This window comes from Variovorax sp. dw_954 (genome assembly GCF_018449755.1).
Taxonomy (GTDB): Bacteria; Pseudomonadota; Gammaproteobacteria; order Burkholderiales; family Burkholderiaceae_C; genus Variovorax.
The window spans coordinates 571887-596686 of sequence record NZ_JAAVVD010000001.1 but is presented as its reverse complement, the minus strand read 5'-3'; the positions used below and the strand labels follow the sequence as shown (position 1 = coordinate 596686).

Here is a 24800-nt window from a genome sequence, read left to right as displayed (position 1 = left end):
GCACCATCAGGGTCTGTAGAGATCGTGCCATGTCCCTGACCCAAAGCCTCTTCCTCATCGCCCTCCTCATCGCGGCGAGTGCTTTCTTCTCGCTTGCCGAGATCTCGCTCGCCGCGTCGCGCCGCCTGCGCCTGCGCCAGATGGCGGACGAGGGCGACCCGCGCGCCGATCGCGTGCTGCGTGTGCAGGAGCAGCCCGGCCATTACTTCACCGTCGTGCAGATCGGCCTCAACGCAGTCGCGATCCTCGGTGGCGTGGTGGGCGAAGGCGCCTTTTCCCCCTGGTTCTCGCAAGTCTTCGAGCAATGGACCAGCCCGGAAGCGGCCGCGCGCTGGGCATTCGCCTGTTCCTTCGTCGTGGTGATCTCGCTGTTCCTCGTGTTCGCCGACCTGTTCCCCAAGCGCCTGGGCATGTCCGACCCGGAGCGCCTGGCCGTGCGCATGGTCGGGCCGATGAACGTCCTCATCACCACCTTCAAGCCGCTGGTGTGGCTGTTCACGCGCAGCACCGATGGCCTGTTCAAGCTGCTCGGCATGCCGCTGCAGCGCGACGAGAAGATCACCTCCGCAGACATCCTCGCCATGACCGAGGCCGGCGCCCGTGCCGGCGTGCTGGCCGTGCGGGAGCAGCAGGTGATTGCCAACGTGTTCGAACTCGACACCCGCCTCGTCAGCAGCGTCATGACATCGCGCGACCGCATCGCATGGTTCCAGAAGGACGACCCCGAGTCCGTGCTGCGCGCCCGCATCGTGGCCGAGCCCTTCTCGGCCTATCCGGTCTGCGATGGCGACATCGACCATGTGCTCGGCTACGTCGACGCGAAGGACATGTTCCAGCGCGTGCTGAGCGGCCAGCCGCTCGCGCTCGACCAGGGCGTGCCGCTGCACAAGGCGCTCGTGGTGCCCGACCGGCTCTCGCTCACCGAGGTGCTCGAGCAGTTCCAGCAGGCGCACGAGGACTTCGCGATCATCGTCAACGAATACAGCCTCGTCGTCGGCGTGATCACGCTCAACGACGTGATGAGCACGGTGATGGGCGACCTGGTCAGCGGCCTCGACGAGGAACCGCAGATCATCCGCCGCGACGACAATTCCTGGCTGATCGATGGCGTGACCCCGATCCAGGACGTGCTGCGCGCACTCGACATCGAAGCCCTCCCCCATCCCGACGAATACGAGACGATGGCCGGCTTCCTGATGGTCATGCTGCGCCGCGTGCCACGCCGCACCGACCGCGTCGTCGCGGGCGGCCATACCTTCGAGGTGATGGACGTGGACAGCTACCGGATCGACCAGGTGATGGTGACGCGCGGCACCGGTTCAATCGGCTGAGGGACGATCCACGTATTTCCAGTTGCGCTGGTTGGCGAACACCGCATCCGGATACGGCGACTTGCCCCGGCTGCCGTTGTAGCGGCCCAGCGCCAGGAACAGGTCGCCGTTTTCCAGTCCCAGGTAGTGGCGCAGGATGACGCAGCCGAAGCGCAGGTTGGTCTGCATGCGGAACAACTGCGCCGCGTCACCATCGCCGATCACGCGCGTCCAGAACGGCATCACCTGCATCAGGCCGCGCGCGCCGGCGCTGGACACTGCGAATTTGCGGAAGTTGCTCTCCACCTGGACCAGCCCCAGCACTAGGCTTACTTCCAGCGCCGAGCGACGGGTCTCGTACCAGACCGTCTGCAGGAACTCGATGCGCGCCTGCGGCTCCGGCAGCTTCTTCTTCAGGCGCTCGCTCATCTCGCCGAGCCATCGCAGGTAGGCCAGCCTCGACGCGGTGTCATTGAACTCCGGGATGGGCGGCGCGCTGCTGTGTATCGAGGCCGTCAGCGCATTGCGCACCGCGTCGATCATCGGCTCCTCCAGTTGCGCCCCGGCCAGCGCCACACGCGGCAACGCCATCGACAGCGCACCGGCTGCCGCGGCGCCCAGGCATGAACGCCGCGAAAGACTCACCTGCGGCCCTCCGGCAAGCCGATCACCGGGCAACCTCCGCACTGCGCGCTGCGGCGCGAGCGCCTTCGGAGCGGCCGGGCGGCGTTCATGCCGCGAGCTTGGCCCGGATGTGGGCCGCAGCCTCGGCCGCCGGCACCTTGGTCGCCGCCGTATCGCGGCGATGCTGGTACTCGTACTGGCCTTCCTTGATGCCGCGGTCGGACACCACGATCCGGTGCGGCACACCGATCAGCTCCCAGTCGGCAAACATCGCACCGGGGCGCTCGCCGCGATCATCCAGCAGCACGTCGACGCCCGCGCCGCGAAGCTCTTCGTACAGCGCCTCCGCGGCGGCCTTGACGTCCGCGCTGCGATCCATGCCGATCGGGCAGACCACCACGGTGAACGGCGCGATCGCGTCCGGCCAGATGATGCCGCGCTCGTCATGGTTCTGCTCGATCGCCGCTGCCGGCAACCGCGTGATGCCGATGCCGTAGCAACCCATCTCCAGGAACTGCGGCTTGCCGCCTTCGTCGAGGAAGGTGGCGTTCATGTCCCGGCTGTATTTGGTGCCCAGCACGAACACATGGCCGACCTCGATGCCGCGCTCGATCGCCAGTGGGCCCTTGCCGTCGGGCGACGGGTCGCCCGCGACCACATTGCGCAGATCGGCGACCAGGTCCGGCTCGGGCAGGTCACGGCCCCAGTTCACGCCGGTCATGTGGAAGTCGACTTCGTTGGCGCCCGTGATCCAGTCGGCCATCACGGCCACTTCACGGTCGGCGATCAGCTTGACCGGCTTCTTCATGTTCAGCGGTCCGAGGTAGCCAGGCTTGCAGCCGAAATGCTCCTCGATCTCGCCGAGAGACGCAAAGCGGAAGCCCGCATCCAGGCCCGGCACCTTGCTGACCTTGATCTCGTTCATGTCATGGTCACCGCGCAGCAGCAGCAACCAGACCTGCGCACCGACGATGTTGCCCTTCGCATCGAGGGTGTCGGTCGCGAGCACCAGCGACTTGACGGTGGTGGCCAGGGGCACGCCGAGCAGCACGGCGACGTCTTCGCAGGTGGACTTGCCTGGCGTCGGCGTCTTCGCGAGCACGTTGGAAGCCGCGGGGCGCGGGCCGGCTGGCGCCATCGCCTCGGCCTTCTCCATGTTGGCCGCGTAGTCGCTGTCGGGGCAATAAACGATGGCGTCCTCGCCGGTCGCGGCGATCACCTGGAACTCTTCGCTCATGTCGCCGCCGATGGCGCCGCTGTCGGCCGCCACCGCGCGGTAGGTCAGCCCGAAGCGGTCGAAGATGCGGCGATAAGCCTGCGCCATGTTCTGGTAGCTGGCCTTGGCGGCGGTCAGGTCGCGGTCGAAGCTGTAGGCGTCCTTCATCGTGAACTCGCGGCCTCGCATCAGGCCGAAGCGCGGGCGGCGCTCATCGCGGAACTTGGTCTGGATCTGGTAGAAGTTGCGCGGCAGTTGCTTGTAGCTGCGGATCTCCTGGCGGGCGATGTCGGTCACGACCTCTTCGCTGGTCGGCTGCACCACGTAGTCGCGCTCATGCCGGTCCTTGATGCGCAGCAGCTCGGGGCCCATCTTGTCGAAGCGGCCACTCTCCTGCCAAAGCTCCGCAGGCTGGACCACGGGCATGGTCAGCTCGACGGCCCCGGCGCGGTCCATCTCCTCGCGCACGATCGCCTCGACCTTGCGGATCACCCGCAAGCCCATCGGCATGTAGGTGTAGATGCCCGCGCCGAGCTTCTTGATCATGCCGGCGCGCATCATGAGGCGATGGCTCGCCACTTCAGCGTCGGTCGGTGCTTCCTTGAGGGTGGAGACAAAAAAACGGGATGCTTTCATCTTGCGCGGCTGGATCAGTGTGGAGGTGTGCGGGCCCGGGGGCCTTCGAACCGGTCGCTTGCCGTGCGTAACACGGCGTGCATAATCGACTCAGTTCATAGAAATTTGGGGTTTGATTATGCTCGACCGGGACGGCTTCAGGCCCAACGTCGGCATCATCCTGCTCAACCAGAGAAACCAGGTTTTTTGGGGCAAGCGCATACGCACCCACTCCTGGCAGTTCCCGCAGGGTGGCATTGATCGCGGCGAAAGCCCCGAACAAGCCATGTTCCGCGAGCTGCATGAGGAAGTGGGCCTGCAACCGGAGCATGTGCGCATCGTGGCCCGTACCCGCGACTGGTTGCGCTACGAGGTGCCGGATCGGTTCATCCGCCGTGACGCACGCGGTCACTACAAGGGCCAGAAGCAGATCTGGTACTTGCTGCAATTGACGGGGCACGACTGGGATCTCAACCTTCGGGCGACGGATCATCCGGAGTTCGACGCCTGGCGCTGGCACGACTACTGGGTGCCGCTCGATGTCGTCGTCGAGTTCAAGCGCGGTGTCTATGAAATGGCCCTCACAGAACTGGCGCGCTACCTGCCGCGCCAGGATTTCCGCAACCGCTTCTTGCGCAGCAACGTGCGAGGGCGGGAATTCGATCGTCATCCGTTCGATGCCGGCGCACCCGTTGGCATGGATCTGCCGCCGGGCGGCACCTTCGATCCGAACCCCAATCTTTCTTCCGCGAGCGATGAGTCCTCTCCCCACAACGCGCCTTTCCTGCCGACGCAGCGCTGAGCTTGCGCTCGCCCTTTCCGCCTGCTGTTTCCTCGCCGCATGCGCGTCCTCGAGCGGGCGCAGCACAGACAATCCGGACTGGGCCCAGGCCGGCTCGCCTCCGCTCGCGACGGTGACCGCCAGCGACGTCGAGTGGAAGGAAACCGACGTGCCGCCACCGCCGGCATTTGCCGAGAGCCGGGCGATCCCCATCGACATGCAGGGGCGCACGGAACTCAAGTTCGGCGTCGACCCAACGACCATCGCCATCACCAAGGACGGCGTGGTCCGGTACGTGGTGGTCGCGAGCAGCCGCCAAGGCGGCGCCACCAACGCATATTACGAAGGCGTTCGCTGCTCCACGGAGGAGGTCAGGACCTATGCGCGCTTCAATGACGGCAAGTGGGACGAAACCGCGAACGCCGAATGGAAGCCCTACCGGGGGATCAAGTCTGGCTACGTGAGGCAGTTGACCTACCAGGGTCTCTGCCGCGGCCATGGGACGCAGGTGTCGGTCCAGGAGACCGTGCAGATGCTGCGCAAGCCCGTGCGGGAAGTCGAGTAGGCACGTTTCCGACCTTTTCAGGTCGGTGCGGCTTGCCATCCAGACTTGATCTCCGGAGGGCGCAGAAGGATTCAAGACTCCGTAACGAGGGCGCCGAGTTCGGGCCGAGCAGCAGCACCGCACGCTCGCGCGATGACCGCCACAGGCCCGAGATCGGCGTTCCCGGCGGGAAAATTCATGCCTTCTGCATCAGGACCATGTTGTCCCGGTGCACCATCTCCGGCTCGGCCACATAGCCGAGCAGGCTTTCGATCTGGCCGGACGGCTTGCGGCACAGCAGCCGCGCTTCGGCGCTCGAATAGTTGGCCAGCCCCCGCGCCAGTTCAGCGCCTGCGGGGTCACGCACCGCGATCACGTCCCCGCGCGAGAAATCACCCTCCACCGCCGTCATGCCGATCGGCAACAGGCTCTTGCCCTCGGCGCGGACCTTGGCGGCCGCACCGTTGTCCACCGTCACTGCGCCGCGCATCTGCAGGTGATCGGCCATCCAGCGCTTGCGCGCCTGGTGCTTGGCGTCCTGCGCGACCAGCAAGGTGCCGATGGCTTCGCCCGCCGCCAGCCGCAGCAGGGCGTCCTGCTCGCGGCCCCAGGCAATCACTGTCGAGGCGCCGGAAGCGGCGGCGCGCTTGGCCGCGAGGATCTTGGTGATCATGCCGCCGCGCCCCAGGCTGGAACCGGCGCCGCCCGCCATCGCTTCCAGCGCCGGGTCGCCGGCGACGGCCTCGTGCACGAAGGTGGCAGAGGCATCCTTGCGCGGGTCCGCCGTGTACAAGCCCTTCTGGTCGGTCAGGATGACGAGCGCATCCGCTTCGACGAGGTTCGCCACCAGCGCACCCAAGGTGTCGTTGTCGCCGAATTTGATCTCGTCGTTGACCACGGTGTCGTTCTCGTTGATGACCGGCACCACCCCGTGCGCGAGCAAGGTCACCAGGGTCGAGCGCGCATTGAGGTAGCGCTCGCGGTCCGCCAGGTCGGCATGGGTCAGCAAGACTTGCGCGCTGCCCAGGTTGTTCTGGCGCAGCTTGGTCTCGTACATCTGGGCGAGCCCCATCTGCCCGACGGCCGCCGCCGCCTGCAGTTCATGCACCTCATGCGGCCGAGTGCGCCAGCCGAGGCGCTTCATCCCCTCGGCGATCGCGCCGCTCGACACCATCACGACTTCGCGACCGTCGCGCACCAAGGCCGCGAGTTGCCGACACCACTCGCCGATCGCGCCTTCATCGAGGCCACGGCCTTCGTTGGTGACCAGGCTGGAGCCAACCTTGACCACGATGCGGCGCGCATCACGCAGGACGGTGGAACGGGGACGTTGGGTCATGTCAGCGAGAGCGATCTGGGATTGGAATCGAAGGAAGCCACCTTCTCGATGGCTGCAAAGGCGCGGGAAGCTCAGGCGGAATCTGGCGGCGGCTCTGAAATCGACGCGGCCTTCCCGACCCGACCCGATCCCCCCTGCGGGGCGGGCCCCGCGGGACCGGGATCCGGCGACTCCGACGCAAAGCGCGGATCGACTTCCGCCGGCGCCTGCTCGGCAACCTGCTCGGCCTTCACATGCTGGTAGATCGCCTTGACCAGGGGCTCGCAGCCTTCTCGCGTCAGTGCCGAGATCTCGAACACCGGTCCCTTGAAGCGCAGCCGCTTGACGAAGTCCTTCACGAGCGCGGCACGCTCATCGGCCGGCACCATGTCGAGCTTGTTGAGCACCAGCCAACGCGGCTTCTGATACAGCGCCGCGTCGTACTTCTTCAATTCCCCGACGATCGCCTTGGCCTGCGCCACGGGGTCGATGCTGTCGTCGAAGGGGGCCATGTCGATCACGTGCAGCAGCAGGCGGGTGCGTTGCAAGTGCCGAAGGAACAAGTGGCCCAGGCCCGCGCCCTCGGAGGCTCCTTCGATCAGGCCGGGCAGGTCCGCCACCACGAAGCTTTGCTCCGGCCCCACACGGACCACGCCCAGGTTCGGATGCAAGGTCGTGAACGGGTAGTCGGCGATGCGCGGCCGCGCATTCGAGATGGCGCTGATCAGGGTCGACTTGCCGGCGTTGGGCATGCCGAGCAAACCGACATCGGCAAGCACCTTGAGTTCGAGCTTCAGGCTTTTCTTCTCGCCAGGCCACCCCGGCGTCTTCTGCCGCGGCGCGCGATTGATCGCGCTCTTGAAGCGCATGTTGCCGAAGCCGCCGTCGCCGCCCTTGGCAATGGTGATGACCTCGCCCGGCACCAGCAATTCGTAGAGCACCTCGCCGGTTTCGGCGTCGGTAATGATGGTGCCGACTGGCATTTTGAGCGTGACGTCGTCGCCCGCGGCGCCGAACATGTCGGAACCCATGCCGTGCTGGCCACGCTTGGCATCGTGGCGCCGCGAATAGCGGAAGTCGACAAGCGTGTTCAGATTGGAATCTGCCACGGCGAACACATGGCCGCCGCGACCGCCGTCGCCGCCGTTGGGGCCGCCGAACTCCTTGTACTTCTCATGGCGGAACGACACGCAGCCGTTGCCGCCATCGCCGGCGGCGATGTCGATGAAGGCTTCGTCAACGAACTTCATGGGATGTGCAGTCTACAGAGTGAGGGCCCCGCAACCGGGGCAAAAACAAAAAAGCCCCGACGAGCGGGGCTTCGAAGCGGATCGAAGTGACCTGGGCTCAAGCCGCAGGGGTCACGTTGACCGTGTGCTTGTTCAAAGCACCCTTGTGGCCGAACGACACGTGGCCGTCGACCAGGGCGAACAGGGTGTGGTCCTTGCCCAAACCGACGTTCACGCCGGGGTGGAACTGGGTGCCACGCTGGCGCACGATGATCGAGCCCGCGCTGATCAGTTCGCCGCCGAACGCCTTCACGCCGAGCATCTTGGGCTTGGAATCGCGCCCGTTTCGCGTTGAGCCGCCGCCTTTTTTCTGTGCCATTTCAGCTCCTTAACCGGCGATCGCGCCGATTTGCAGTTCGGTGAACTGCTGGCGATGGCCTTGACGTTTCTGATAGTGCTTGCGACGGCGCATCTTGAAGATGTGCACCTTGTCGTGCTTGCCGTGCGACAGCACCGTGGCTGTCACCGTTGCGCCGGACACCAGGGGCGCGCCGATCTTGATGTCCGAGCCGTTGCCGACTGCGAGAACCTGATCGATCACGATTTCCTGGCCTACGTCCGCAGCAATCTGTTCTACTTTAATTTTTTCGCCGGAAGCAACGCGATACTGCTTGCCGCCGGTTTTTATGACCGCGTACATGTAATGACCTCTTTGTCCCTGTGAAGGGGTGATGGCTCCACGGACGAATTTCCGCAGAGCCCAAGATTATAGCCCGGAATTGTCAGCCAACGCTAACTGGCATTTAGCGCTCACGGGAGGCGGGTGGGGCGCTCCCTATAATCCCCGGCCAACCCGGCCCCCGCAGGCCGACTTCAGATACCACCCCTCTCCGGCGCCTGGCGCATTCGCTTTGTCAGTCACCCCTGCTGCTTCTTCCACCAACGCCGTACTTGACCTGATCGCCGAAGACATGGGCGAGGTCGACCGCGTGATTGCCACGCGACTCGACACCGGCGTTCCACTGGTCAGCGAGGTTTCACGCTACATCATCTCGGCGGGCGGCAAGCGCTTGCGCCCGGCGCTGCTTCTATTGATGAGCGGCGCGCTCGGCTATCGCGGTGCGCAGCGCTTCAATTTGGCGGCCGTGGTCGAGTTCATCCACACCGCCACGCTGCTGCACGACGACGTGGTCGACGAGTCGACGCTGCGCCGCGGTCGCGCGACGGCCAACGAATCATTCGGCAACCCGGCCAGCGTGCTTGTTGGCGACTTCCTCTACTCGCGCGCGTTCCAGATGATGCTGGACGCCGACAACATGCGAGTGATGCAGATCCTGGCCGAAGCGACCAACGTGATCGCCGAAGGCGAGGTCCTGCAATTGATGAACATGCACGACGCCACGCTCGACGAGGCGGCGTATTTGCGCGTGATCCGCTCGAAGACGGCCAAACTGTTCGAGGCCAGCACCCGCCTGGCGGCCGTTCTCGCGGGCAGCACGCCCGCCGTGGAGGAAGCCTGCGCCACCTTCGGGCAGGCGCTGGGCACCGCATTCCAGGTGATCGACGACGTGCTCGACTACGCCGGCGACGCCAGCGAAACCGGCAAGAACCTCGGCGACGACCTGCGCGAAGGCAAGGCCACGCTGCCGCTGATCCTGGCCATGCAACGCGCGACGCCGGAAGGCAGCACGCTCATTCGCAACGCCATCGAAGCCGGCGACACCGAGAAGCTACCCGCCATCGTGGCAATCGTGCGCGCCACGGGCGCCCTGGACGCCACCCGCGCAGCAGCAGCAGCAGAGGCACAACGCGCCATCGATGCCTTGCGAGGCCTGCCTTCGAATTCGTACTCGCAAGGTTTGCTACAATTGGCGGCTCAGTTGCTTGAGCGTCGCACCTAAGTTACCTAAAGTCTTACGCGGGTCGTTTCTCTGTTTTTCGCAACAATCGGGGTGTAGCTTAGCCTGGTAGAGCGCTACGTTCGGGACGTAGAGGCCGGAGGTTCGAATCCTCTCACCCCGACCAGCCACATGTGGCTGTGAATTGCCAAATGCTTCTCAGACTGTTGCCACTGTTGCACGGCTGCGATTTACAGCATAGGGTCGATCAGCGATGATCGTGAATCAATTTTTCACGTTTTTTACAATCGTTGAATGGCCGCAGCCGATCCCCTTGCCAAAGAAAACCCGCCCATCGCGCTGCCAGGGCTGGCCCGCGCGCTGATATCGGCTGGCAAGCTGGCGGCAAGGACGGCTGAAGAGATCTACCAGAAGTCGCAATCGAGCCGAACGAGCTTCATTGCGGAACTCACGGGCACCGGTGCCGTGTCTGCGGCGGACTTGGCCCACACGCTGTCCAACGCGTTCGGCGCGCCCTTGCTGGACCTCGACGCGATCGACCAGCAGCGCCTGCCAAAGGACCTGCTCGACCCCAAGCTTTGCCAGGCCTACCGCATCGTGGTGCTGAGCAAGCGGAGCAATCGTCTCATCGTCGCCACGGCCGATCCATCCGACCAGCAAGCCGCGGAAAAGATCAAGTTCGCCTCGCAGATGGGCGTCGACTGGGTCATTGCCGAGTACGACAAGCTCTCGCGCATGGTCGAGGCCGCCGCGGTCAGCGCTGCGGAAACCATCGACAACATCGTCGGCGCCGAGTTCGAATTCGACGATGCGGCCACCGAGGCCGCCGACACCGAGCAGGCGGTCGCGGAAGTCGAAGACGCGCCGGTGGTGCGCTTCCTGCACAAGATGCTGATCGATGCGTTCAGCATGCGCGCATCGGACATCCACTTCGAGCCCTACGAGACCCAGTACCGCGTGCGCTTCCGGGTCGACGGCGAATTGCGCGAGATCGCCACGCCGCCCATCGTCATCAAGGACAAGCTGGCCTCGCGCATCAAGGTGATCTCGCGGCTGGACATCTCCGAGAAGCGTATTCCGCAAGACGGCCGGATGAAGCTCAAGATCGGCCCGGACCGCGTGATCGACTTCCGGGTCAGCACCTTGCCGACGCTGTTCGGCGAGAAGATCGTGATCCGGATTCTGGACCCGAGCAGCGCCCGCCTCGGCATCGACGCGCTCGGCTACGACGCCGACGAGAAGGAACGCCTGCTCTCGGCCATCGCCCGCCCCTACGGCATGGTGCTGGTGACCGGCCCGACGGGCTCCGGCAAGACCGTTTCGCTCTACACCTGCCTGAACCTGCTGAACAAGCCGGGCGTGAACATCGCGACCGCGGAAGATCCGTCGGAAATCAACCTGCCCGGCGTCAACCAGGTCAATGTGAACGAGAAGGCGGGGCTGACCTTTGCCACGGCCCTGCGCGCCTTCCTGCGCCAAGATCCGGACATCATCATGGTCGGCGAAATCCGCGACCTGGAAACCGCCGACATCTCGATCAAGGCCGCGCAAACCGGCCATCTGGTGTTGTCCACGCTGCATACCAACGACGCTCCGACGACGCTGACGCGGATGCGCAACATGGGCATCGCGCCGTTCAACATCGCGTCCAGCGTGATCCTGATCACCGCGCAACGCCTGGCCCGCCGCCTGTGCACCGTGTGCCGCGAGGCGCACGAGGTGCCACGCAAGGCGCTGATCGATGCCGGCTTCAAGGATCGCGACGTCGACGGCACCTGGAAGCCATACCGCCCGGTCGGCTGCAGCGCCTGCAATGGTGGCTACAAGGGCCGCGTCGGTATCTACCAGGTGATGCCGATCAGCGAAAAGATCCAGGAAATCATCCTGCGCGACGGCAGTGCCCTGGACATTGCCAGGCAGGCCGAGGCCGAGGGTGTGCGCTCATTGCGCCAGTCCGGTCTGAAAAAGGTCATGCAGGGGCTGACATCACTTGAAGAAGTGGTGGCGGTCACCAACGAGTAACACGGCGCACGAGGACTGAATGGCAACTGCAACATCCGTCAGGAACATCAAGGAAACGATCTTCGAATGGGAAGGTCGGGACCGCAATGGCAAGCAGGTGCGCGGCGAGATGCGCGCATCGGGCGAGAACCAGGTGCAGGCCTCGTTGCGGCGCCAGGGTGTACTGGCCACCAAGATCAAGAAGCGCAAGATGCGCTCGGGCAAGTCCATCAAGCCGAAGGACATTGCGATCTTCACGCGCCAGCTTGCGACCATGATGAAGGCCGGCGTGCCGCTGCTGCAGGCCTTCGACATCGTCGGCCGGGGCAATGCAAATCCGAGCGTGGCCAAGCTGCTCAACGACGTCCGCGGCGACGTGGAGACGGGCACCTCGCTGTCGGCTGCGTTCCGCAAGTTCCCGAAGTACTTCGACAACCTGTACTGCAACCTGGTCGAAGCGGGTGAGGCGGCCGGTATCCTGGAAGAGTTGCTGGACCGCCTGGCCACCTACATGGAAAAGACCGAGGCGATCAAGTCCAAGATCAAGTCGGCGCTGATGTATCCGACCTCGGTGATCGTGGTGGCCTTCGTGGTGGTCGCGGTGATCATGATCTTCGTGATCCCGGCCTTCAAGCAGGTGTTCAGCTCCTTCGGCGCCGACCTGCCTGCGCCCACGTTGATCGTGATGGCGATCAGCGAATTCTTCGTGTCCTACTGGTGGCTGATCTTCGGCGTGATCGGCGGCGGCCTCTATTTCTTCATGCAGGCCTGGAAGCGCAACGAGCGCGTGCAGAAGTTCATGGACCGCTTGCTGCTCAAGCTGCCGATCTTCGGCACGCTGATCGACAAGTCCTGCATCGCGCGCTGGACGCGCACGCTCGCGACCATGTTCGCAGCCGGCGTGCCGCTGGTCGAGGCGCTCGACTCGGTCGGTGGTGCGTCGGGCAACTCGGTGTATGCCGATGCCACGGTGAAGATCCAGCAGGAAGTCTCGACCGGCACCAGCCTGACTGCGGCAATGACCAATGCCAACATCTTCCCGTCGATGGTGCTGCAGATGACCGCCATCGGCGAGGAATCCGGCTCGATCGACCACATGCTCGGCAAGGCCGCCGACTTCTACGAATCGGAAGTGGACGACATGGTGGCCGGGCTTTCGAGCCTGATGGAGCCCATCATCATCGTGATCCTCGGCGTCATCATCGGTGGCATCGTGGTGTCGATGTACCTGCCCATCTTCAAGCTCGGCCAGGTCGTCTGATGTGGTTGTCGGCAGGGGCTGAGGCCGCGGTGGCGGCCGGCCTGCTCGGGTTGTTGATCGGCAGCTTTCTCAATGTCGTGGTCTACCGCAAGCCGGCGATGATGTATCGCGACTGGCTGACGGATTCGGTGGCCGCGCTGACGCCGTCGCCAGAGCAGCCGAGCTTGTGGACGCTGGTGTTCGGCGACAAGTCGGCCACGCCGCCCGCGCTGGAAGCCGCCGCGACGCCGGCGCTGGCGCAGATCGAGGCGCTGCCGCCGCTGAGCCTGTCGGCGCCGCGCTCGCGCTGCGGCGCCTGCGGACACACGATTCGCTGGTACGAGAACATTCCGGTGCTGAGCTACCTGCTGTTGCGCGGCAAGTGCTCCGCCTGCAAGGCCGGCATCAGCATCCGCTATCCATTGGTCGAGCTGTCCGTCGCGGCCTTGTTCGCGCTGGTGGGATGGCGCTTCGGCCTCAGCCCCGTGGGCGGGCTCTGGGCCGCCTTCAACGCGCTGCTGGTCTGCCAGTTCCTGATCGACCTCGACACGCAACTGTTGCCGGACGAATACACCTACGCCCTGTTGTGGCTGGGGCTGGTCGGCGCGGCGCTCGGATGGACCGGGGTGACGTTGAACTCGGCCGTCTGGGCCGCCTTCACGGGCTACATGTTCTTCTGGGTGGTTGCCACGCTGTTCCAGAAGGTCCGCGGCAAGGAAGGCATGGGACACGGCGACTTCAAGTTGCTGGCGGCGCTCGGTGCATGGCTGGGGGCCGACTACCTGCTGGCGATCGTGCTGGTGTCGTCCATCGTGGGCGTCATTCTCTGGGTCGTGCTGCGGATCGTCGGCAAGGTGGCGCACAAGGACATTCCAATTTCCTTCGGCCCCTGCCTGGCCGGCACGGGGATCGTGTGTTTCGTGCTCGGGCCGCACGCGGTGCGCCTGCTGGCGCCGTTCGCGTTTCCCCTTCCGCAGTTCTGAGCACCCCGGGAAATGCCTTCACCTTTGCGCGAGAGAGCCCGCGGCATGCGTCGCATCGGCCTGACCGGCGGGATCGGCAGCGGCAAGAGCACGGTCGCAGGCATGCTGGTGCAGCGCGGCGCCGCGCTGATCGACACGGATGCGATCGCCCGCTCGCTCACCTTGCCGGGTGGGCAGGCGATGGCGCCCATCGCGGCGCAGTTCGGCCAGGACGTGGTCCAGGACGACGGCGCCCTGGACCGGGACCGCATGCGCCAGATCGTGTTCCAGGACGCGTCCGCCAAGCGCCGGCTGGAAGCCATCCTGCACCCGCTGATCGGCACGGCCTGCGACCAGCAGGCGGCGCAGGCGCAAGGCCATGACATCGTCGTGTTCGATGTGCCGCTGCTGGTCGAGTCGGGCCGCTGGCGCGCGCGCGTGGATCGGGTGCTGGTGGTCGATGCCACCGAGGCCACGCAGATGGGCCGCGTGATGGCGCGCTCCGGCTGGTCGGAGGAAGCGGTGCGCTCGGTAATCGCGCAGCAGGCCAGCCGCGAGGCCAGGCGCGCCGCAGCCGATGCAGTGATCTTCAACGAGGGCCTGAGCCTCGCGCAGCTCGATGCCGAGGTCGAGGCGCTCTGGCTGCGGTGGATGGGCAGCGGCGCGCCATAATTGCGCTCTCGCCGGCGTCGCACCGGCAAGCAGTTGCACCCACAAGACGCGCCTCCGGATTGACCGGGCAACGCCACACGATTCGATGCTTTTCAACTCCTACGCGTTCATCTTTGCCTTCTTCCCGGTCGTGCTGATCGGGTTCTTCCTCATCGGCAAGCACAACATCCGGGCCGCAGCCGGCTTCCTGGCCCTGGCGTCGTTGTTCTTCTACGGGTGGTGGAGCGTGAAGGCGATGCCTTTGCTGGTGCTGTCGATCTGCTTCAACTACTGGTCGGCCCAGCGACTCACGCCTCAGCCCGGCCGCTCCGACAAGAAGCGCAAGCGCATGCTGGTGCTGGCGTTGACGGCCAATCTCGTGGTGCTGGGCATCTTCAAGTACGCGAACTTCTTCATCGCGAACGTGAACGACGCGTTGACGGCAGCCGGCACCTCGCCCATCGAAATGCTGCACATCGCATTGCCGATCGGTATTTCGTTCTACACCTTCACGCAGATCGCCTTCCTGGTCGACTGCTGGCAGGGCAAGGTGCATGAGCGCAGCTTCGTGCACTACGCGCTCTTCGTGACCTACTTTCCGCACCTGATCGCGGGGCCGGTGCTGCATCACGCGCAGATGATGCCGCAATTCGCCAACCCCTCGACCTACCGCGTCGACCCGAACAAGGTCGCGCTGGGGCTGGCGATCTTCACTTTCGGCCTGGCCAAGAAGCTGCTCATCGGCGACAAGATGGGCCAGTACGCCGACATGGTGTTCAACGGCGTGCACGGCGGCGTCATGCCTTCGCTCTACACGGCGTGGTTTGGCGTGCTCGCGTACACGATGCAGATCTACTTCGATTTCTCGGGCTACTCCGACATGGCGGTGGGCCTGTCGTTGTGCCTTGGCGTCCGGCTGCCGCTCAACTTCAACTCGCCCTACAAGTCGACCAACATCATCGAGTTCTGGCGCCGCTGGCACATCTCACTGTCGACCTTCCTGCGCGATTACCTCTACGTGCCGCTGGGCGGCAACCGCAAGGGGCAGACGCGGCGCTACATCAACCTGTTCCTGACCATGCTGCTGGGCGGCTTGTGGCACGGTGCGGCCTGGACCTTCGTGATCTGGGGCGCGCTGCACGGGGGCTACCTCATGGTCAACCACCTGTGGAATGCCAAGGTGCGGCGCAACGTGCCACCGGGTCGTATTGCCAAGGTGCTGGGCTGGCTGCTCACTTTTCTCTGCGTGATGATCGCCTGGGTGGTGTTCCGCGCGGAAAGCATGACCGCGGCGGTCGAGATCTACAAGGGCATGCTCGGCTTGCACGGCGTTCCGGACGGCGCCTTCGGCGAATTCATCGTCCCCTACCGCAAGCCGGAGTTCTTCCAGACGCTGCTGGTCGCGCTGGTGGTCTGCCTGGCACTGCCGCCGACGATCACGCTGGAGCGCTGGGTGCCTCAGCCGATTTTCCTGGCCACGCGTCCGCGCGCAGGCTCGATCGCGACCGTCGTGATGGCGCTGCTGACCGTGACGATGCTGGCCTTCTGCGTGTCGCAACTCGGCTCCTACAGCCCGTTCCTCTATTTCCAGTTCTAGGAATGACCGCCATCTGGATCGCGCCGGCGGCGCGCACCGTATTCGGGCCGTGCAGATGAGTCCGGCGAAGCTTTGGCTGCGTATGTTTTTCGCCGGCTTTGCCGTCATCGTTGCGATGCTGCTCCTGACGCTTTTCACCACGGTGCCCTATGGCGACCTGTCGCGCCTGTCCCGCCTGTCCGACGCCGAATTCGGCTGGCAGCAACGCCCACCGACATTGCCGGAGAAGCCCTTCATGGTCGCGGTGCCGCTGGCCGAGGCCGACATCGTGGTCATCGGGGACAGCTTTTCCATGACGCATGTCTGGCAGGCCGAACTGGTGCGCGCCGGCTACAAGGTCACGACGATCTATTGGGGCTCCTATCACGAGACGATGTGCGCCGACGTGCAGCAGTGGCTGATCGACGCCGGCTTCCGCGGCAAGCTGGTGATCTTCGAATCCGTGGAACGCCTGCTGAAGGAGCGGATGAGGCTCAGCACCCAGTGCGCGCACATGACCGCGCCGTTCATTCCGCGGCTCAATCCCCCTGTGGTGGCGCTGGCCGAGAAGCCGGGCTTCGCTCTCAATTCGACAGCGACGCTGGCCACCGGCATCATCACCTGGGACCGCACGCGGCGCGCGCGCGCGGCGCCGGGCGACATCAGCTTCGACGAAACCCAGGTCCGCGTGGTGCCGGATGGCTGCGCGCTGTTCAGCAACCCCTTGTGCCCCAAGGTGCTCTTCTTCAAGCAGGACCAGAAGGCCGGCGAGCTGGATGCCGGCGACTTCGAGCGCATGAAGGAATTCAACGCAAGGCAGACACGGATTCCCTATGTCTGGATGGTGATTCCCGACAAGACCACCACCTACTTCAACCAGAACCATTCGAAGGCCTTCCGCAACGTCTACCTGCCGGCGAAGCTCGGGCCGGATTTCTTCACGATGGCCGCCGAGAACCGCGACAAGATCAAGGATTTCTACTTTCCGAACGACACGCACATGTCGACCTACGGACAGGGCATCCTCGGAACGATGATGTTGCAGGCCGTGCGCGAGGTGCTGGCGCGGCCCGGCGCCGCGCCGCAATAGCGCGGTGACTTCGACATGAGCCCCGCCAAGCTCTGGCTCCGCGTTTTCTTCGCCGGCTTCGTCGTCATCACGGCGCTGCTGGTCGTCACGCTGCTGACACCCGTCCCTTACGGCGACCTGTCGCGCATCGGGCGCGTGTCCGATCATGAATTCGGCTGGAAGCTTCAGCCGCCTCCCGTGGTCGAGCAGGACCTGATCGAGTCGCCCGTCAGCCAGGCCGATATTTTGATCGTGGGCGACAGCTTCTCGATGACGCACCAATGGCAAGCCGTCCTGGTGCATGCCGGCTACCGCGTGACCACCACCTACTGGGCCACCTACAGCGAGGCGCTCTGCGGCGACGTGGACGCGTGGCTCGCCGAGGCAGGCTTCCACGGCAAGCTCGTCATCTTCCAGAGCGTGGAACGCCTGCTCGACGAGCGCATGCAGAAGTCGGAAGCCTGCGTGAACGGCCGCATGAGCCGCAAGTTCACCGCCAAGCCGGAGCCCTTCATCCATCCGTTCACGGCCGTGCCCGGCTTCGAGCTCAACTGGACGGCAAGGCTCACCAGCGGCCTCGTGACCTACCGCAACACCCGGCGCGCCAAGGAAACCAGGTCGGACGTCCTCATCAGCCGGGCAACCATGGTGCGTCTCGTGCCCGATGGCTGCGATCGCTTCAGCCACCGCCTCTGCGACCGCGCCCTCTTCTACGCCGACGACGTCGACAATGGCCCGCTGACGCTCAAGACCCTGGAGCGCTTCAAGGCCTTCACCGCAGCGCGCAAAGCCACGCCCCTGTTGTGGATGGTGATTCCCAACAAGACGACGACCTACCTCAAGCCCGACTATTCCAGGGAATTCGTCGACGGGTTCAACAAGCTGGGCGTGGGACCGGACTTGTTCAGCCTGATGCGCGAGCAGCGCCTCACGATGCGCGACCTGTACTTCCCGAACGACACGCACCTTTCGACGCACGGCCAGGTGTTCCTGGGGCAATTCATGCTGCAGGAGGTGCGCAAGATCCTCCCTCCGCCAGCAAGTACGCCGCCTTAACATTCTGTTGAAGCTATGATCCCCGCAACAGCCCTCCGACACGCGTGATCCTCTACGAGTACCCCTTCAACGAGCGCATCCGGACCTACCTGCGCCTCGAACATCTTTTTCGCCGACTCGGCGAACTGGTACCGGCCGATTCGGCGCTGTCGCACCACTACGCGCTCGTCACGATCTTCGAGATCATGGACGTGGCGGCCCGCGCCGACCTCAAGGCCGACGTGATGCGCGACCTCGAGAAGCACAAGCACGTCTTCAACAGCTATCGCGGCAATCCGGCGATTTCCGAAACAGTGCTCGACCAGGTGATCGCCCAGCTCGAGCGCCACTTCAACACGCTCAACACGGTGCCCGGCAAGGCTGGCCAATCGCTGACCGAAAACGAATGGCTCATGAGCATTCGCAGCCGCGCCGGCATCCCGGGCGGCACCTGCGAGTTCGACCTGCCGGCCTACTACGCGTGGCAGCATCACAAGGCCTCGGCGCGACGCACGGACCTGGAACGCTGGTCCGCCACGCTGTCTCCGCTGGCCGAATCGATCTACCTGCTGCTCAAGCTCCTGCGCGACGCCGACGTGCCCTACAAGGTGATCGCGGCCAACGGGCAGTTCCAGCAGACCCTGCCGCAAGGCCGGACCTTCCAGTTGCTGCGCATGCGCATCGACCAGACCCTGGGCCTCGTCCCGGAAATCAGCGGCAATCGCCTGATGGTGTCGGTGCGCCTCATGAAGCTCGGCGAGGACGATCGCCTGCACCAGAGCAGCGAGAACGCCCCCTTCGAACTCACGCTTTGCGCATGACCGACCCGGTGAAATTCAGCGAACGCATCGTTCGCTGCCCCGGCTGTGGCGAGGACACCTACTACGCGCCTCGCAACCCCTATCGTCCGTTCTGCAGCGCGCGCTGCAAGGGGCTCGACCTGGGCGCCTGGGCCAGCGAATCGTTCCGGGTGGCGGCCGATGCGCCGCCCGACGACGAGCCCTTCGGCGACCCCAGGCTTCAATAGGCGTCGTGGGGCAAAAGCCGTATCAGGCCGACGGCGTCGGCAGGCCGCGCTCTTGCGCAAGCCAGGCCAGCACCGGCATCGCCCCTGGCAAGACCGGTGTGACCTCCAACGGCAACTGTTGCCAGCACATCCGCTGGCCTTCGCGCATCTCGAATTCGCCGCTCCAGGCGTGCACCTTGCACCAGTGCAGGCGCACGAGGGCATGGGGATAGTCGTGTTCCGTGATCTTCCAGGCCTGGGCTTGCGCGATCGTGATGCCCAGTTCCTCGTGCAGTTCGCGCCGCAGCGCCTGCTCCACCGTCTCGCCGGCCTCGATCTTGCCGCCCGGGAACTCCCAGTAGCCTGCATAGGCCTTGCCTTCCGGGCGCGTCGACAGGAGCAATGCGCCATCGCCGCGGATCAGGATGCCGACTGCCACTTCGGTGTGCTTGCGCGCTTCGGTCACGCCGCGGCCCTCCCCGCATAGTCGCGCGCGAACTGCCAAGCCACGCGCCCGCTGCGCGAGCCCCGCTCCAACGCCCAGACCAGCGCGTCCGCGCGCGCCGCCTCGATCGCGGCCGGCGCCACGCCGAAGGACGAAAGCCACTGCGCGACGATCGCCAGGTACTCGTTCTGGCTGAAAGGGTAGAAGCTGACCCACAGGCCGAAGCGCTCCGACAGGGAGATCTTCTCCTCGATGACCTCGCCCGGATGCACCTCGCCGTCCTCGGTGTGGGTGTAGCTGAGGTTGTCCTTCATGTATTCCGGCAACAGGTGGCGTCGGTTGCTGGTCGCATAGATCAGCACGTTGGCCGTCGACGCGGCGATGGAGCCATCGAGGATCGACTTGAGCGCCTTGTAGCCCGGCTCGCCCTCGTCGAAGCTGAGGTCGTCGCTGAACACGATGAACTTCTCGGGCCGGTTCGCGACCACCTCGACGATGTCGGGCAAGTCGGTGAGCTCGGCCTTGTCGACCTCGATCAGGCGCAAGCCCTGCGGTGCATAGGCCTGCAGGCAGGCGCGGATCAGCGAGGACTTGCCGGTGCCGCGTGCGCCGGTGAGCAGCACGTTGTTGGCCGGCTTGCCCTCGACGAACTGGCGCGTGTTGCGCTCGATCTTTTCCTTCTGGACGTCGATTTCCTTCAGGTTGTCGAGTGCCATCGCGGCCACGTGGTGGACCGGCTCCAGCACGCCATGGCCGGTACTGCGCCGGCGGTAGCGCCAGGCGATCGAGGCATTCCAGTCCGCGGGCGCGGACAGGGGTTGCGGCAACACCGATTCGATTCGGGTGATGAGCTGTTCGGCGCGCTCGATCAGGCGCTGGAAGGCTTCATTCATCGAACGCCTTCCGCATCAGGACCTGTAGTCGGCGTTGATGGAAACGTAGTCGTGGCTCAGGTCGCAGGTCCAGACCGTGTCACTCGCGTCGCCACGGCCGAGGCCGATGCGCACGGTGATCTCGCTCTGCTTCATCACGCGTTGGCCGTCTTCCTCGCGGTAGGACGGGTTGCGACCGCCCTTCACAGCCACGTGGACGTCGTCGAGGTGCAGGTCGATGCCGGTCTGGTCCAGATCGTCGATACCTGCGTAGCCCACCGCCGCCAGGATACGCCCGAGATTCGGATCGCTGGCGAAGAACGCCGTCTTGACCAGCGGCGAATGCGCGACCGCGTAGGCCACCTGGCGGCACTCCGCGGCATTCCGGCCGCCCTCCACCCGGATCGTGATGAACTTGGTCGCGCCCTCGCCATCGCGCACGATGGCCTGCGCCAGCAGGCGCGCGACGTCGCGCATGGCCTCGAGCAAGGCGCGGCCGTCCGCCGACTCCAGTGAGGTGATGGTGGCGTGCGCGGCCTTCTGCGTGGCGATGACCACGAACGAATCGTTGGTCGACGTGTCACCATCGATGGTCACGCGGTTGAATGACGAATCGGCCAGTGCCTTGGCCAGCGGCTGGATCAGGGCGGGGTCGATCTTCGCGTCGGTGGCCATGAAGCCCAGCATGGTCGCCATGTTCGGCCGGATCATGCCCGCGCCCTTGCTGATGCCGGTGATCGTGACAGTCGCGCCACCGATCTGCACGCGCTGGCTGAAGGCCTTGGGCACCGTGTCGGTGGTCATGATGCCTTCGGCGGCGCGGGCCCAATGGTCCGGCGAGGCATCGTCCAGCGCGGCCGGCAGGCCCGCCTCGATGCGGTCGATCGGCAGCGGCTCCATGATCACGCCGGTCGAGAACGGCAGGATTTCTTCAGGAGCGATGTCCAGGTGGCGCGCTAATGCGATGCAGGTGGCGCGCGTGCGGGCGAGCCCATCCTCGCCCGTCCCCGCATTGGCATTGCCGGTATTGATCAGCATCGCGCGGATGCCGAAGTTCTGCGCCAGGTGCTCGCGGCACACTTGCACCGGTGCCGCGCAGAAGCGGTTCTGGGTGAAGACGCCGCCAACCGCCGCGCCCTCGTCGATGAGCACGACGGTCAGGTCCTTGCGATTGGCTTTGCGCACGCCGGCTTCGGCAACGCCGATGCGGATGCCGGGCACCGCGAACAAGGCGGCAGGATCAGGGGCGGTCAGGTTCACGGGCATGAAAGTTATCTCCAGAAACGCGCTTGTTCAATTCCAGAATCACCGCGGACCGGCAACGCCGGGCCACCGGTGCATTGGCCAAGCGCAGCAAAGGCGGGGAGTCCAAGGTGTGCGTAGAAGGCGTGAAGATTCCGTAGCGAGGGCGCCAAGGTCGGGTCGAGGAGCGGAACCGCACTCTTGTGCGATGAGCACCGCAGCTCCGGGATTGGCGTCCGTAACAGGAATATTCACACCTTCTCAAGTCAGCTTGCCGTGGCACGCCTTGTACTTCTTGCCACTGCCGCAAGGGCACGGGTCGTTGCGACCGACGCGCGCAAAGGCCGCAGCGCCCGCACTGAGCCCGCCGCCAAGTGCCGCACGGCGAATGCTTTCCTCGTCGACGCGCACCTCGGCCTCGCCGGTTTCGGTAGGCGCCGTGTAGGTGATGTTCGAAATCGCCTCGGCACGGCTCTCCATCGCTTCGGCGGCCTCGTCGAGTTGCTCACTCGACTGCACGCGCACCGTCATCAACTGGCGCGTGACTTCGTTCTTGACCGAATCGAGCAACTGGCCGAACAGCTCGAAGGCCTCGCGCTTGTACTCCTGCTTGGGCTGCTTCTGCGCATAGCCGCGCAGGTGAATCCCCTGGCGCAGGTAGTCGAGCGAGGCCAGGTGCTCGCGCCAATGCGTGTCGATGCTCTGCAGCAGCACCATGCGTTCGAACTGGGTGAAGTTGTGCGCGCCGATCAACTCCACCTTGGCGGCGAAGGCGGCGTTGGCAGCGGCGACCACCTTCTCGACGACATCCTCGTCGGAGATTGCGGTCGCGGCTTCGACGTCCTTCACCAGCGACAGCTCCAGGCCCCACTCGGTGGAGAGCACCTTCTCGAGCCCGGGCAGGTCCCACTGCTCTTCGACGGATTCGGCCGGCACGTACTGGCGCGCCAGGTCGGTGAAACAGCCTTCGCGCAAGGCCGCGATCTGGGCCGTGAGGTCGGCTGCGTCGAGGATGTCGTTGCGCTGCTGGTAGATCACCTTGCGCTGGTCGTTGCTCACGTCGTCGTATTCGAGCAATTGCTTGCGCACGTCGAAGTTGCGTGCCTCGACCTTGCGCTGCGCACTCTCGATGCTGCGCGTCACGATGCCCGCCTCGATGGCCTCGCCGTCCGGCATCTTGAGCCGGTCCATGATGGCCTTGACGCGGTCGCCCGCGAAGATGCGCATCAACGGATCGTCCAGGCTCAGGTAGAAGCGCGAAGAGCCGTTGTCACCCTGCCGACCTGACCGGCCACGCAACTGGTTGTCGATGCGGCGCGATTCGTGGCGTTCGGTCGCGATAATGCGCAGGCCGCCCTGCGAGGTCACGAACTCGTGCTCCTTGCTCCATTCGCTGCGCAGCTTCTCGGCCTCGGCCTCGCGGGCGGCCTCATCGAACTCAGGGTTCTGCTCGAGCGTCTCGATCATCTTCTCGACATTGCCGCCGAGCACGATGTCGGTGCCGCGGCCGGCCATGTTGGTCGCGATCGTGATCATCTTCGGACGACCGGCCTGCGCAATGATGTCGGCCTCGCGTGCGTGCTGCTTGGCGTTGAGCACCTGGTGCGGCAGGCCCACTTCGTTCAGCAGCCCGTCGATGATTTCCGAGTTCTCGATCGACGAGGTACCCACCAGCACCGGCTGGCCACGGTCATAGCACTCGCGGATGTCCTCGATGGCCGCCTGGTACTTCTCGCGCGTGGTTTTGTAGACGCGATCGAGCTGGTCATCCCGCTTGCTCACGCGGTTGGGCGGAATGAGGACGGTCTCGAGCCCGTAGATCTCCTGGAACTCGTACGCTTCCGTGTCGGCCGTGCCGGTCATGCCGGCCAGCTTGGCGTAGAGCCGGAAGTAGTTCTGGAAGGTGATCGAGGCGAGCGTCTGGTTCTCGGCCTGGATCTCGACACCTTCCTTCGCCTCGACGGCCTGGTGCAGGCCATCGCTCCAGCGGCGGCCGGTCATCAGCCGGCCGGTGAACTCGTCGACGATGATGACCTCGCCCTGCTGCACAACATAGTGCTGGTCGCGATGGTAGAGATGCCGCGCGCGCAGCGCCGCGTTCAGGTGATGCATCAACGTGATGTTGGCCGGGTCGTACAACGACGCGCCTTCCGGCAGCAGCTTGAATTCCGACAGGAGCTGCTCGGCCTTCTCATGGCCGTCCTCGGTCAGGAACACCTGGTGAGTCTTCTCGTCGACGGTGAAGTCGCCGGGCGTGATGACGCCCTCGCCCGTGCGTGGATCGGCCTCGCCCTCCTGCTTCTTCAGCAGCGGCACGACCTTGTTGATGGCCAGGTACAGGTCCGTGTGATCCTCGGCCTGGCCGCTGATGATCAGCGGCGTGCGCGCCTCGTCGATCAGGATCGAGTCGACCTCGTCCACGATGGCGTAGTTCAGGCCGCGCGCGACGCGATCCGCCACTTCGTAGACCATGTTGTCGCGCAGGTAGTCGAAGCCGTATTCGTTGTTGGTGCCGTAGGTGATGTCGCAGCGATACGCTTCCTGCTTGGCCTCGCGCGGCATGTTCGGCAGGTTGATGCCGGTGGTCAGGCCGAGGTAGCCGTAGAGCCGTCCCATCCACTGCGCGTCCCGGCTCGCGAGGTAGTCGTTCACCGTGACGACGTGCACGCCCTTGCCTGAGAGCGCGTTCAGGTAGACCGGCAAGGTGGCTGTCAGCGTCTTGCCCTCGCCCGTGCGCATCTCGGAGATCTTGCCGTTGTGCAGGGCCATGCCGCCCAGCAGCTGCACATCGAAATGGCGCATCTTCATGATGCGCTTGGAAGCCTCGCGCACGGTGGCAAAGGCTTCGGGCAGCAGGTCGTCGAGCGTCTCGCCCTTGGCGAGCCGATCCTTGAATTCTTGCGTCTTGGCCTTCAGCGCGTCTTCGCTGAGCTTTTCGAATGCAGGCTCCAGGGCGTTGATGCGGTCGACCGTCTTGCGATACTGCTTGAGTAGACGGTCATTGCGACTGCCGAAAAGTTGGGTCAGGAAGTTGGTGGCCATGAGTGGAGGATGGACGGGCGCCCGACAGCGTCAGGCACTGCGGCCGAAATCCCTAAGATATGGTGGATGCAAGTGGGCGCGCTTTGCGCAATTGCAAGAATGCAAGCTCGCCCGGCCAGCGCGAACGCCGGCCAACCGCAGATTTTAGCCCGCTTGCCGCATC

General features: G+C 65.0%; 22 protein-coding genes, 1 tRNA gene and 1 pseudogene. 14 read left to right on the top strand and 10 right to left on the bottom strand.

The window, feature by feature from the left end:
* The first annotated feature begins 29 nt into the window (after nucleotides 1-29).
* Complete coding sequence (locus HB681_RS02715; RefSeq protein ID WP_213953200.1) at nucleotides 30-1331, top strand: hemolysin family protein; 1302 nt, start codon at nucleotides 30-32, stop codon at nucleotides 1329-1331.
* Here HB681_RS02715 and HB681_RS02710 read toward each other — a convergent pair.
* Entirely contained in the window at nucleotides 1320-1901 is a 582-nt protein-coding gene (locus HB681_RS02710; RefSeq protein WP_213953312.1) for a lytic transglycosylase domain-containing protein, read from the bottom strand. The two genes, HB681_RS02715 and HB681_RS02710, sit on opposite strands and share 12 nt — an antisense overlap.
* Before the next feature lie 139 nt (nucleotides 1902-2040).
* Nucleotides 2041-3786, bottom strand: coding sequence for a proline--tRNA ligase (locus HB681_RS02705; protein ID WP_213953199.1), 1746 nt, complete (start codon nucleotides 3784-3786; stop codon nucleotides 2041-2043).
* A gap of 118 nt (nucleotides 3787-3904) precedes the next feature.
* Between HB681_RS02705 and HB681_RS02700 the strand changes: the two genes are divergently transcribed.
* Nucleotides 3905-4567 carry an RNA pyrophosphohydrolase gene (locus tag HB681_RS02700; protein WP_213953311.1) on the top strand — a complete coding sequence of 221 codons (663 nt, stop codon included), beginning with the start codon at nucleotides 3905-3907 and terminating at the stop codon, nucleotides 4565-4567.
* Between the two features lie 112 nt (nucleotides 4568-4679).
* The gene (locus HB681_RS02695) at nucleotides 4680-5111 is read left to right on the top strand and encodes a CNP1-like family protein (protein WP_345944610.1); all 432 of its coding nucleotides are present in this window, start codon (nucleotides 4680-4682) and stop codon (nucleotides 5109-5111) included.
* Nucleotides 5112-5286: 175 nt separating this feature from the next.
* Here the strand turns inward: HB681_RS02695 and proB are convergent, their stop codons facing one another.
* The 4 genes and pseudogenes from proB to rplU all read right to left on the bottom strand — a co-directional run bounded on the left by proB (nucleotide 5287) and on the right by rplU (nucleotide 8337).
* Nucleotides 5287-6429 (bottom strand): glutamate 5-kinase, encoded by a 1143-nt coding sequence (proB, locus tag HB681_RS02690; RefSeq protein WP_213953197.1) that lies wholly within the window; start codon nucleotides 6427-6429, stop codon nucleotides 5287-5289.
* A gap of 176 nt (nucleotides 6430-6605) precedes the next feature.
* A pseudogene (cgtA, locus tag HB681_RS02685) lies at nucleotides 6606-7658 on the bottom strand (Obg family GTPase CgtA); the annotation flags it as partial.
* Between the two features lie 97 nt (nucleotides 7659-7755).
* Complete coding sequence (gene rpmA / locus HB681_RS02680) at nucleotides 7756-8016, bottom strand: 50S ribosomal protein L27 (protein WP_213953196.1); 261 nt, start codon at nucleotides 8014-8016, stop codon at nucleotides 7756-7758.
* Nucleotides 8017-8025: 9 nt separating this feature from the next.
* Nucleotides 8026-8337: a 50S ribosomal protein L21 gene (gene rplU, locus HB681_RS02675; protein ID WP_213953195.1), complete on the bottom strand. Its 312-nt coding sequence runs from the start codon at nucleotides 8335-8337 to the stop codon at nucleotides 8026-8028.
* Nucleotides 8338-8608: 271 nt separating this feature from the next.
* Here rplU and HB681_RS02670 point away from each other — a divergent pair, with 271 nt between their 5' ends.
* The 11 genes from HB681_RS02670 (at nucleotide 8609) to HB681_RS02620 (ending at nucleotide 19057) form a co-directional block, all read left to right on the top strand.
* Nucleotides 8609-9538 (top strand): polyprenyl synthetase family protein, encoded by a 930-nt coding sequence (locus tag HB681_RS02670; protein ID WP_213953310.1) that lies wholly within the window; start codon nucleotides 8609-8611, stop codon nucleotides 9536-9538.
* Nucleotides 9539-9585: 47 nt separating this feature from the next.
* A tRNA-Pro gene (locus HB681_RS02665) sits at nucleotides 9586-9662 on the top strand.
* Nucleotides 9663-9790: 128 nt separating this feature from the next.
* Nucleotides 9791-11518 carry a type IV-A pilus assembly ATPase PilB gene (gene pilB / locus HB681_RS02660; protein WP_213953194.1) on the top strand — a complete coding sequence of 576 codons (1728 nt, stop codon included), beginning with the start codon at nucleotides 9791-9793 and terminating at the stop codon, nucleotides 11516-11518.
* A 19-nt stretch (nucleotides 11519-11537) separates the two neighbouring features.
* Nucleotides 11538-12758, top strand: coding sequence for a type II secretion system F family protein (locus tag HB681_RS02655; RefSeq protein ID WP_213953193.1), 1221 nt, complete (start codon nucleotides 11538-11540; stop codon nucleotides 12756-12758).
* Nucleotides 12758-13720 carry an A24 family peptidase gene (locus HB681_RS02650; protein WP_213953192.1) on the top strand — a complete coding sequence of 321 codons (963 nt, stop codon included), beginning with the start codon at nucleotides 12758-12760 and terminating at the stop codon, nucleotides 13718-13720. The genes HB681_RS02655 and HB681_RS02650 overlap by 1 nt, the downstream gene beginning before the upstream one ends.
* 45 nt (nucleotides 13721-13765) lie before the next feature.
* Complete coding sequence (gene coaE, locus HB681_RS02645) at nucleotides 13766-14371, top strand: dephospho-CoA kinase (RefSeq protein ID WP_213953191.1); 606 nt, start codon at nucleotides 13766-13768, stop codon at nucleotides 14369-14371.
* Nucleotides 14372-14456: 85 nt separating this feature from the next.
* A complete protein-coding gene (locus HB681_RS02640) occupies nucleotides 14457-15947 on the top strand; it encodes an MBOAT family protein (RefSeq protein WP_213953190.1) in 1491 nt (496 codons plus the stop codon).
* A gap of 82 nt (nucleotides 15948-16029) precedes the next feature.
* Nucleotides 16030-17016, top strand: coding sequence for a hypothetical protein (locus HB681_RS02635; RefSeq protein ID WP_213953189.1), 987 nt, complete (start codon nucleotides 16030-16032; stop codon nucleotides 17014-17016).
* Nucleotides 17017-17031: 15 nt separating this feature from the next.
* Nucleotides 17032-18051: a hypothetical protein gene (locus tag HB681_RS02630; protein WP_213953188.1), complete on the top strand. Its 1020-nt coding sequence runs from the start codon at nucleotides 17032-17034 to the stop codon at nucleotides 18049-18051.
* A gap of 44 nt (nucleotides 18052-18095) precedes the next feature.
* Nucleotides 18096-18851 carry a cell division protein ZapD gene (gene zapD / locus HB681_RS02625; protein WP_213953187.1) on the top strand — a complete coding sequence of 252 codons (756 nt, stop codon included), beginning with the start codon at nucleotides 18096-18098 and terminating at the stop codon, nucleotides 18849-18851.
* Entirely contained in the window at nucleotides 18848-19057 is a 210-nt protein-coding gene (locus tag HB681_RS02620) for a DNA gyrase inhibitor YacG (RefSeq protein ID WP_213953186.1), read from the top strand. Before zapD ends, HB681_RS02620 begins: the two co-directional genes overlap by 4 nt.
* Before the next feature lie 22 nt (nucleotides 19058-19079).
* On the opposite strand, the gene mutT is transcribed toward HB681_RS02620, so the two are convergent.
* The 4 genes from mutT to secA form a co-directional block, all read right to left on the bottom strand.
* The gene (gene mutT, locus HB681_RS02615) at nucleotides 19080-19502 is read right to left on the bottom strand and encodes an 8-oxo-dGTP diphosphatase MutT (RefSeq protein ID WP_213953185.1); all 423 of its coding nucleotides are present in this window, start codon (nucleotides 19500-19502) and stop codon (nucleotides 19080-19082) included.
* On the bottom strand, nucleotides 19499-20374 hold the full coding sequence (locus HB681_RS02610; RefSeq protein WP_213953184.1) for an ATP-binding protein: 876 nt from the start codon (nucleotides 20372-20374) through the stop codon (nucleotides 19499-19501). Before HB681_RS02610 ends, mutT begins: the two co-directional genes overlap by 4 nt.
* A 15-nt stretch (nucleotides 20375-20389) precedes the next feature.
* Nucleotides 20390-21619 carry a bifunctional glutamate N-acetyltransferase/amino-acid acetyltransferase ArgJ gene (gene argJ, locus HB681_RS02605; RefSeq protein WP_213953182.1) on the bottom strand — a complete coding sequence of 410 codons (1230 nt, stop codon included), beginning with the start codon at nucleotides 21617-21619 and terminating at the stop codon, nucleotides 20390-20392.
* A gap of 237 nt (nucleotides 21620-21856) precedes the next feature.
* Nucleotides 21857-24637, bottom strand: a complete 2781-nt coding sequence (gene secA, locus HB681_RS02600) for a preprotein translocase subunit SecA (RefSeq protein WP_213953181.1) — start codon at nucleotides 24635-24637, stop codon at nucleotides 21857-21859.
* Nucleotides 24638-24800 lie beyond the last annotated feature (163 nt).